Raw genomic sequence first — 7,269 nt, 5'->3', positions numbered from 1 at the left:
CGGTCTGGTCGAGCCAGCGCCGCTTGCCTGCTCCGGGGTTGCGCAGCTTGAGCACGACGGTTTCTGCTCTGTGTATGAGGGTATTGTGCCACAAATCAGTTTGCCGATTACGCACTGGGCTTTGCCCGGCTTCCCAAGCCGCACACTGTGCCGTCCGCTACGCGGATACCTTCGCTTCCTCCCCACATTGAAATGCGGGGCATCCGCGAAAGGTTTTCTGTGAACCAGGCCGATCGCTGGCCGGCTGCGTTGGCCAACCTGGCCAACCTAACCCGGGACTATCCTGATGCCGCGGCTCGAGTGGTCACCAACGGCACCGGGGTTTATGCCCTGCTGGGGAACTCCGACCTCACACAGAAGATGGCCCTGTTGGCCCAGCAGGTAGAGTTCCAGGTCTGTGCCAATGCCCTGGGGGAACACCACATCAACCCCGATCATCTCCCCTACTGGGCCCAGGTGGTTCCAGCGGGCATTGTCGCCCTCGCAGAGGCCCAAAACGAGGGATATGCTTACATCAAACCCTAGTTGAGCTTCAGGGTTGAGGGCTGGCCAGATAGTCGGCCAGCTCCTCGAGGTAGCGCGGCAGCGCGGCCCAGGGGTTGAGCTTTCCATCCACCAGCATCGCGTCGGTCACGTAGAAGAACCCCACTTTTCCCAGCACCGCCCTAAGCTTGGGCAGGGCAAAGGGGGCAGGATCGTTGTACAGCAGCAATCCGGTCCGGTCAGGATTGCCGCCAAGCGGGTACACGGTGGGGTCGAAGTAGGCTTCCGAGCCCTCATAAACGATGAGGGCATCCGCTACGCTGCCATCGAAAAAGGCCGGGGGAACCGTCTGGCCGGGGTTGGCGATGACCAGCTCCAGCCCCTTGCTCAGGCGGATATAGGCATAAACGGCGCGATAATAGGCCATCACGTCGCGATAGGGCCGGCCTTCGGCCTGCCCCACGGGTGCCCGGCTGGCCTCGAGCGGAAGGCAGGGGTGCTGCTGATCGCGGTAAAGCGTGAGGCTATAGCACATCTCATCCACAAAAATGCCCCGCACCTGGGGGAAAAACCGGATCCAGCGATCCACGTTGGTCCTGAGGTCGCTGCCAAACCCGCTTCCCTTGGGGTCCCCCTGGAAGGGGCGGCGGGTGTAGCTCGAGCTGGCATACCCCAGCACCACAATCCCCGCCCCAGCCAAGGAGCGCACGATCTCCCCCATCTGGGCCCGATACCCTGGGTTGGTTTTCCAGTCCGGGCCGTCAAAGTCCACATTGACAATCGCCACAATCGGCAGGTTGGGGTAACGCTTTTGCAGGTTGATCAGCCGAACGTACTCATTGACCCCCCAGCTGTGGGGGAACACGTAGATCGGGACCAACAGCACCGGTTTAAGCCCGGCTCGAGCGATGGGAGCTGCCCAGGCCAAGCCTCCCAGCAGGACGCCGGCCAGAATCCAGGTCAGGGGTCTCGGGAGCACTCCTCTACAGGGTACCCCCAAAGCCTCCGGGTTGGCTGAGGGTCAGGGTCAGGGCCAAGCCGAGCTGCCATCGGGCCTACAGGGTTGGTAGAGATACCCTGAGGCTGTGGGTCCCACCAGGTTCAAGTCCCGCCGCGCCGCGTTGAGGTGGTTTTGGTTGGCATAGTTGCAGTCCGGAGACACCGAGTACTCCACCACGAACACCGCCTTGCCCTTCTTCACAAAGCTGTTCACCAGGTTCTGGCACTCCCCATACTCGAAGCACTGCTCCGACAAGGCCCAGTCGTGATAGGGCTCCAAGAGAGCCGCCTCCCCATTGTTCCCCTTGAGCCCCACGCTCATCCCGTACTTGTGTACCAGCTCAGCAATCGCCCGGGTGTAGGCATGGTTCTGTTCCATGGAGATCGGGAACCCCGGGTTGTTATCCCAGACCTCGCTCTCATCCGGCTCCACCGCATCGAAGCCCTTATCCTTACAGTCCTTGATTCTGGCCTCCATCAGCGGGAGCAGGTACTTCTGCTGTCGCACGTCGAGCCAATAAGAGCCATTCCAGCCCGCGTCCTTATTCCCCCACAGTTTGGCGTTGGAATCCCCGGTATCCAAGCGGTACTGATTCTGAGCCTCCAGGAAGGCCCCCTTATCCGGGCGGTAATCCTCATATACCCCTACGTCGATATAGCAGATAGCCACCGCCCCAGGCACCGCCGCCTTCAGTTTAGCTACCGTATCCGCACTGGCCATGTAATCTTTATCGAAGTCGTAGACCGTGACGCCGGGCTTCAAATCCCGAGGCACGCTAAAGCCCTGTGACAGCTGCCAGTGCCAGCTGATGGGGGTGGCTGGGCTGGGTTTCCACCAGGAGCCGGGGGGGGTGACCCCGCTTTGGGTCTGTCCTGTACAAGCGGCGATCAATGCCAGCGGGAGCAGCAGCTTTCTGTTCCCCATGAAAATCTCCTCCGGCCCCAATAGAAGGCCAAACCCTAATCCCTTCCCGACAAAGACGAACTAATAGTACCTCGAGCGATCTCGAGCAGTCAGCCCGGCAGACTGCCCCTACGGGTGTAGTAGGCCACCAGCAGGGGATAGCGCTCGGGGGCGTCGTCAATCGCCAGCACGCGCATGGTTACCAGGGGTTGGGGGCGCTTATAGATGTGATTGTACAGGCGCTTGAAACGGCGGATTTTTTCGGGGTCATCCCTGGCGATGAACCCCTGCATTTGCGGCTGGTTCGGCGACCCGGAGAAACCCTGTAGCTGTACCCCTACCCAGCGCACCCGCTACGTGGGCCGCATCAGTGGCCCCCTGCTGGATCGCTTCGACCTGGTGGTGGAGGTGCCCCGGCTTACCCCGGAGGAACTGGCCCGTTCTCCTGAGGGTGAATCTACGGCAATAGTGCGGGAACGGGTGCTGGCGGCGCGGGAGCGGATGCAATCCCGCCAGGGCAAACTCAACAGCGAACTCTTTGGCCGCGAACTGCGGCGACACACGGTGCTTTCTCCCTCTTCCGAGGCCCTGCTGCAAGCCGCCACCCAGCGCCTGGCCCTCAGTGCAAGGAGTTATGACCGCATCCTGCGGGTGGCGCGTACCATCGCCGACCTAGCGGGGGCGGAGCACATCCAGGAGGCCCATCTGGCCGAGGCGCTGACGTATCGAAGGAGCGTGGGGTAAGCCAGAAAATCAAATGATAAGAACTCCGCATGACCCCATCCGCTACGATAGGTGCATGCAACTGGCCAAGCACCAACGCCGCCCCAGGCTGGAGCTCAAGAACCCTCCTCACCCCAACAACCTCCGCGCCCTCTATCGGGATACGGAAGACCCGGTGGAGCGAGCCCGCTGGCACGCCCTGTGGCTCCTCGCCACCAGTCACCCCATCCCCCAGGTGGCTAAGATCCTGGGCTACTCCGAGCGCTGGGTTCGCACCGTGGTTCATCGCTACAACCAAGGAGGCATGGACGCCATGGCCGATAAGGTCCACCACAACCGGGGCAAGCCCCCCTCCTCCCTCCCGAGCTTCAGGAGGCCTTCCACCAAGCCCTCCTAGCCCCCCATCCCCGGGATGGCCTGTGGACCATCCGCAACGCCGCGGAGTGGCTTTCCGAGAGGCTGGGGCGTCCTGTGGACCCCAGGCGGGCTTGGAGTTGGATGAAAAGGCTGGGTTTTGCCCCCTTACGCCCCCGGCCCAGACACCGGGAGCGGGACTCAGAGGAGGGGGAGGTGTTTAAAAAAACCTCCTCCTAGTCCTGTTCCTTCTGCGGTACTTCTTCCCTCGGTTGCAGGTGGAGCTCTGGGCTTTGGACGAGCACCGGCTGGGCCTGAAGCCCATCCGCCGCCGGATGTGGGCCCTGCGGGGCAAGACCCCTTTGGTCTGGGAGAGGCCGCGGTACCGGTGGCTTTACGTCTACACCTTCGTGCGGCCCAACCGGGGGGAGAACGAGCACTGGCTCCTGCCCTCGGCGAGCACGGAGAGCTTGGGGATGGTTCTGGAGGCTTTTGCCCGGGCCCGAGGGGCGGGAAGGAGGAAGTGGGTCTTGGTGGTTCTGGATCGGGCGGGATGGCACACCTCCTCCAAGCTGCGGGTGCCGCCGGGGGTGGGTCTGGTGTTCCTGCCGCCTTACTCTCCGGAGCTGCAGCCGGTGGAGCGGGTATGGCCTCTTGTGGATGCGGGGGTGGTCAACGGGCAGGTGCAGACGGAAGAGGAGCTTTGGGAGCGGGTGGAGGCGCGGTGCGCTTACCTCCAGACCCAGCACCCGCTCATCCGGAGCTACACCCTCTTCCACTGGTGGCCAGGAGGATGCAAAAAGATGGGATCAAAAGGATTTCTTATGAGAAAATACCCGGATATTCATCCTGACTGTAACACGCCTTCAGGCAAGGGCGATGCCTTCCACCGGTTCCCCCGTCACTGCCTGCACCTGTTGACTCAGGGCGCCCACCCGGGCCCGTTCCTGTTCGCAGACCGCCGTCGCTACCAGGGCCGATAGATGGCCCAGTGAAGGGTCATCGGCCTGGGTCTGAACGATGAACACCTCGTGCAGGACGTACTTGTGCTGCGCTGCTTCCAGCGGGGCGAGGGTCAGATAGAGCAGCACCAGGGCCCATGCCTCATCACGGGCATCGGATGGGTATGCAGGGCGGTTCATCTAAACATAGCCGCCCGCCTTCGCTAAGGATAAGTTCTTACAGCCTCTAGGTGAAGCCGAAACCCAGAGCACATTCAGGAGCGCCGGGATAAGCCGTAGGGGATCACGTGGGGCGTACCGGTGTCAGGGTCAAGGGTGATGTGAGCCTCGAGCCCGAAGACCCGGCGCAGCAAGTCGTGGGTGATGACCTCGGTGGGTTGGCCCTGGACCACCACCTCCCCCCCGTCGATCACCACCAGCTCGTGGGAGTAGCGCGCGGCCTGGTTGAGGTCGTGCAGCACCATCACGATGGTCTTGCCCTGCTCGCGGTTGAGCCGCTGCAGCAGGTGGATGACCTCGAGCTGGTGGGAGAGGTCTAAAAAGGTAGTGGGCTCGTCCAGCAGCACCACCGGGGTGTCCTGTGCCAGAGCCATGGCGATCCAGGCCCGCTGGCGCTGCCCCCCGGAGAGGGTCTCGAGGGGCCGGTCACGGAAGACCACCATGCCGGTCTGCTGGAGGGCGCGCTCCACGACGGCGCGGTCGGCCTCGCTGCGCTGGGCGAAGAAGCCCTGGTGGGGGTAGCGCCCGAACCAGGCCAGGGCCTCCACCGTGAGGCCCTCGGGGGCCTGCGGCCCCTGCACCAGGATGGCGAGCTGGCGGGCTACCTCCTTGGTGGGCAGGCGGTGGATGGCCTTGCCGTCCAAAAGCACGCTGCCCTGCTGGGGCTTCAAGAGCCTTGCCAGCGAGCGCAGCAGGGTGGACTTGCCCGAGCCATTGGGGCCGATGAAGGTGGTGATCTTGCCGGAGGAGAGCTCGAGGTCGAGCCCTTCGACCACGAGGCGGTTCTCGTAGCCGAGGTGGAGGGATCGGGTCTGAAGTTTCATGGTTTGCTAGCGTTTGATGCCGCCCGTGCGCCGCAGGAGCCACAGGAAGTAGGGTGCGCCCAGGAGGGTGGTGAGGATGCCCGCAGGGACTTCAATCGGGGGGAGCAGGCCACGCCCCAGCGTGTCGGCTCCCACCACCAGCATCGCCCCCAGCAGCATCGAAGCCGGTAATAGGCGGGCGAAGCTGGGCCCGACCAAAATCCGCGCCATGTGGGGGGCAATCAGGCCCACGAAGCCCAGAACCCCCGCGCCGGTGACGGCCACGCCCGCCAGCCCCACCGCCAGCGTCAGGGCAGCCAGGCGGGCAGGCTCCAGGCGCATCCCAAGCCCCCGGGCCAGGTGGTCGCCCAGGGTCAGCACGTCGAAGCGGCGCCACAGCAGCCAGCTCAGCGGCAGGAGCAGCGCCGCCCAGGGTAGCACCCGCGCGCAGCGCTCCCAGTCGGCCCCGTAGACGGTGCCCACCAGGAAGGTCAGGGCCCGCCCGATGTCGTCGGGGGCGCGGATGAGGATGAGTTGCTGGAAGCTAGTGAGGGCGGCGGCCACCGCGATGCCGATGAGGGCCACGCGCGCCGGAGCCACCTCACCTGCACGGCGCGCGAGCAGATACACCAAGGCGAAGCCCACCCCCGCCCCGGCGAAGGCCCCAGCAGGCAGTGCCCACAGCGGGGCTGCCGGGAAGAGGATCAGCGTGACGACCGCTGCCAGGCCCGCTCCCGCCCCCACCCCCACGACGTCAGGCGAGGCCAGCGGGTTGCGCACCACGCCCTGCAGGATCGCACCCGATACCGCGAACATCGCCCCGCACAGCGCACCCAGGCATACGCGCGGGAGGCGCAGCTCGTAGAGGATGCGGATGTTAACCGCGTCAGCGGAACCGGCGAGGGCCTTGAGAACCTCGAGCGGGCTCATCCGGATCGCCCCGACCCCGACCGAGATCAGCATGATCAAGAGCAGGGCCAGGGCCAGGAGGAGAAGGAGCGTGAGGGAGGGCAAGGACTTGCGGTGGGTCATAAGGAATCGTCAGTCGTCAAACGCTGAATAGCGAATGCCGAACGCTTGGGGTATTTGCTCTCTCGAACAACAGGGCCTCGCAAAGCGCGGCGACCCGCAGGTGGAAGCTGCTACTCCCTCCGTTTGAACTGCACGAAGGTCCCTGTGGATTGCCGGAGCCACATCACGCGGGTCGGGCATTCCACCACCAGGAACTGCCGGGTCTGGGGCGCATTCCCGATGGGCTGTTCACCCTGGGATCGGGCAAACAAGGAGCAGAAGCGGGTGTCACAGGGCTCGGTCATGAGGGTGTCCGGGCGTGGTCTTATTCCCTGGGCAGGAGGGTTTCGGCCTGGAAGGGGTTGAGACCGCCCTCCAGCACGGCCTCGAGGCGGGCGAAGGTGTTCTCCTCCTCGATCTGTTCCTTCAGGAACCACTGCAGGAAGCCGTAGCCCGTGTGGTCGTGGTGCTCCTGGGCCACTTTGGCCATGATGCGGAAGCTGTCCGAGACTTTTCGCTCGTACTCCAGCGACTTGGAAACGGCCTCGAGCAGGCTTCCGTAGCGCGTGGTGGCCTCGGGTACGGCCTCGAGCGAGACCGGGGCGCTGGCCTCGCTCAGGAATCGCACGATCTTCAGCGCGTGCTCGCGCTCCTCCTCGGACTGCCGCTCGAAGAAGCCCGCCCACCCGTCGAGGTTGAGCCCGGTGCAGTAGACGCTCATGCCCAGGTAGACCTGGGAGGCGCGGAACTCGTGGACGATCTGCTGGTTGAGCAAGCCGGCAAGGGCTTCGGAAATCATCGTGGTCGTTCC

At 64.2% G+C, this 7,269-nt stretch carries 12 protein-coding genes and 1 pseudogene; 5 read left to right on the top strand and 8 right to left on the bottom strand.

What is annotated here, in order from left to right; all coding sequences use genetic code 11:
* Positions 1 to 219: 219 nt before the first annotated feature.
* The gene (locus tag Mgrana_RS12080; protein WP_206075085.1) at positions 220 to 525 is read left to right on the top strand and encodes a DsrE family protein; all 306 of its coding nucleotides are present in this window, start codon (positions 220 to 222) and stop codon (positions 523 to 525) included.
* 7 nt (positions 526 to 532) lie between these two features.
* On the opposite strand, the gene Mgrana_RS12075 is transcribed toward Mgrana_RS12080, so the two are convergent.
* The 3 genes from Mgrana_RS12075 to Mgrana_RS16735 all read right to left on the bottom strand — a co-directional run bounded on the left by Mgrana_RS12075 (position 533) and on the right by Mgrana_RS16735 (position 2,679).
* A complete protein-coding gene (locus Mgrana_RS12075; RefSeq protein WP_170146472.1) occupies positions 533 to 1,462 on the bottom strand; it encodes a spherulation-specific family 4 protein in 930 nt (309 codons plus the stop codon).
* A gap of 48 nt (positions 1,463 to 1,510) precedes the next feature.
* The gene (locus Mgrana_RS12070) at positions 1,511 to 2,407 is read right to left on the bottom strand and encodes an endo alpha-1,4 polygalactosaminidase (protein WP_147371299.1); all 897 of its coding nucleotides are present in this window, start codon (positions 2,405 to 2,407) and stop codon (positions 1,511 to 1,513) included.
* 89 nt (positions 2,408 to 2,496) lie between these two features.
* Positions 2,497 to 2,679, bottom strand: a complete 183-nt coding sequence (locus tag Mgrana_RS16735) for a hypothetical protein (RefSeq protein WP_147371298.1) — start codon at positions 2,677 to 2,679, stop codon at positions 2,497 to 2,499.
* Between Mgrana_RS16735 and Mgrana_RS12065 the strand changes: the two are divergent.
* The 4 genes and pseudogenes from Mgrana_RS12065 to Mgrana_RS17370 form a co-directional block, all read left to right on the top strand.
* Positions 2,663 to 3,130 (top strand): annotated as a pseudogene (locus tag Mgrana_RS12065) (magnesium chelatase subunit ChlI family protein); the annotation flags it as partial. The gene Mgrana_RS16735 and the pseudogene Mgrana_RS12065 sit on opposite strands and share 17 nt — an antisense overlap.
* A 55-nt stretch (positions 3,131 to 3,185) precedes the next feature.
* Positions 3,186 to 3,506 carry a helix-turn-helix domain-containing protein gene (locus Mgrana_RS17380; RefSeq protein WP_371862091.1) on the top strand — a complete coding sequence of 107 codons (321 nt, stop codon included), beginning with the start codon at positions 3,186 to 3,188 and terminating at the stop codon, positions 3,504 to 3,506.
* 74 nt (positions 3,507 to 3,580) lie between these two features.
* Positions 3,581 to 3,703: a winged helix-turn-helix domain-containing protein gene (locus Mgrana_RS17375; protein WP_371862092.1), complete on the top strand. Its 123-nt coding sequence runs from the start codon at positions 3,581 to 3,583 to the stop codon at positions 3,701 to 3,703.
* 38 nt (positions 3,704 to 3,741) lie between these two features.
* Positions 3,742 to 4,446: an IS630 family transposase gene (locus Mgrana_RS17370; protein ID WP_170146471.1), complete on the top strand. Its 705-nt coding sequence runs from the start codon at positions 3,742 to 3,744 to the stop codon at positions 4,444 to 4,446.
* Here the strand turns inward: Mgrana_RS17370 and Mgrana_RS16730 are convergent.
* The 5 genes from Mgrana_RS16730 to Mgrana_RS12040 form a co-directional block, all read right to left on the bottom strand.
* On the bottom strand, positions 4,330 to 4,605 hold the full coding sequence (locus Mgrana_RS16730) for a hypothetical protein (protein WP_147021226.1): 276 nt from the start codon (positions 4,603 to 4,605) through the stop codon (positions 4,330 to 4,332). The two genes, Mgrana_RS17370 and Mgrana_RS16730, sit on opposite strands and share 117 nt — an antisense overlap.
* 74 nt (positions 4,606 to 4,679) lie before the next feature.
* A complete protein-coding gene (locus tag Mgrana_RS12050; protein WP_119357852.1) occupies positions 4,680 to 5,468 on the bottom strand; it encodes an ABC transporter ATP-binding protein in 789 nt (262 codons plus the stop codon).
* A 6-nt stretch (positions 5,469 to 5,474) separates the two neighbouring features.
* On the bottom strand, positions 5,475 to 6,479 hold the full coding sequence (locus tag Mgrana_RS12045; protein ID WP_119357851.1) for a FecCD family ABC transporter permease: 1,005 nt from the start codon (positions 6,477 to 6,479) through the stop codon (positions 5,475 to 5,477).
* A gap of 110 nt (positions 6,480 to 6,589) precedes the next feature.
* Positions 6,590 to 6,763 carry a hypothetical protein gene (locus Mgrana_RS16855; protein ID WP_170146470.1) on the bottom strand — a complete coding sequence of 58 codons (174 nt, stop codon included), beginning with the start codon at positions 6,761 to 6,763 and terminating at the stop codon, positions 6,590 to 6,592.
* Between the two features lie 20 nt (positions 6,764 to 6,783).
* Positions 6,784 to 7,257 carry a ferritin gene (locus Mgrana_RS12040; RefSeq protein ID WP_170146469.1) on the bottom strand — a complete coding sequence of 158 codons (474 nt, stop codon included), beginning with the start codon at positions 7,255 to 7,257 and terminating at the stop codon, positions 6,784 to 6,786.
* Positions 7,258 to 7,269: the final 12 nt, after the last annotated feature.

Origin of the sequence: Meiothermus granaticius NBRC 107808 (assembly GCF_003574355.1) — a bacterium.
In the GTDB taxonomy this organism is placed as follows: domain Bacteria; phylum Deinococcota; class Deinococci; order Deinococcales; family Thermaceae; genus Meiothermus; species Meiothermus granaticius.
This window is presented reverse-complemented; position numbering and strand designations above follow the sequence as displayed.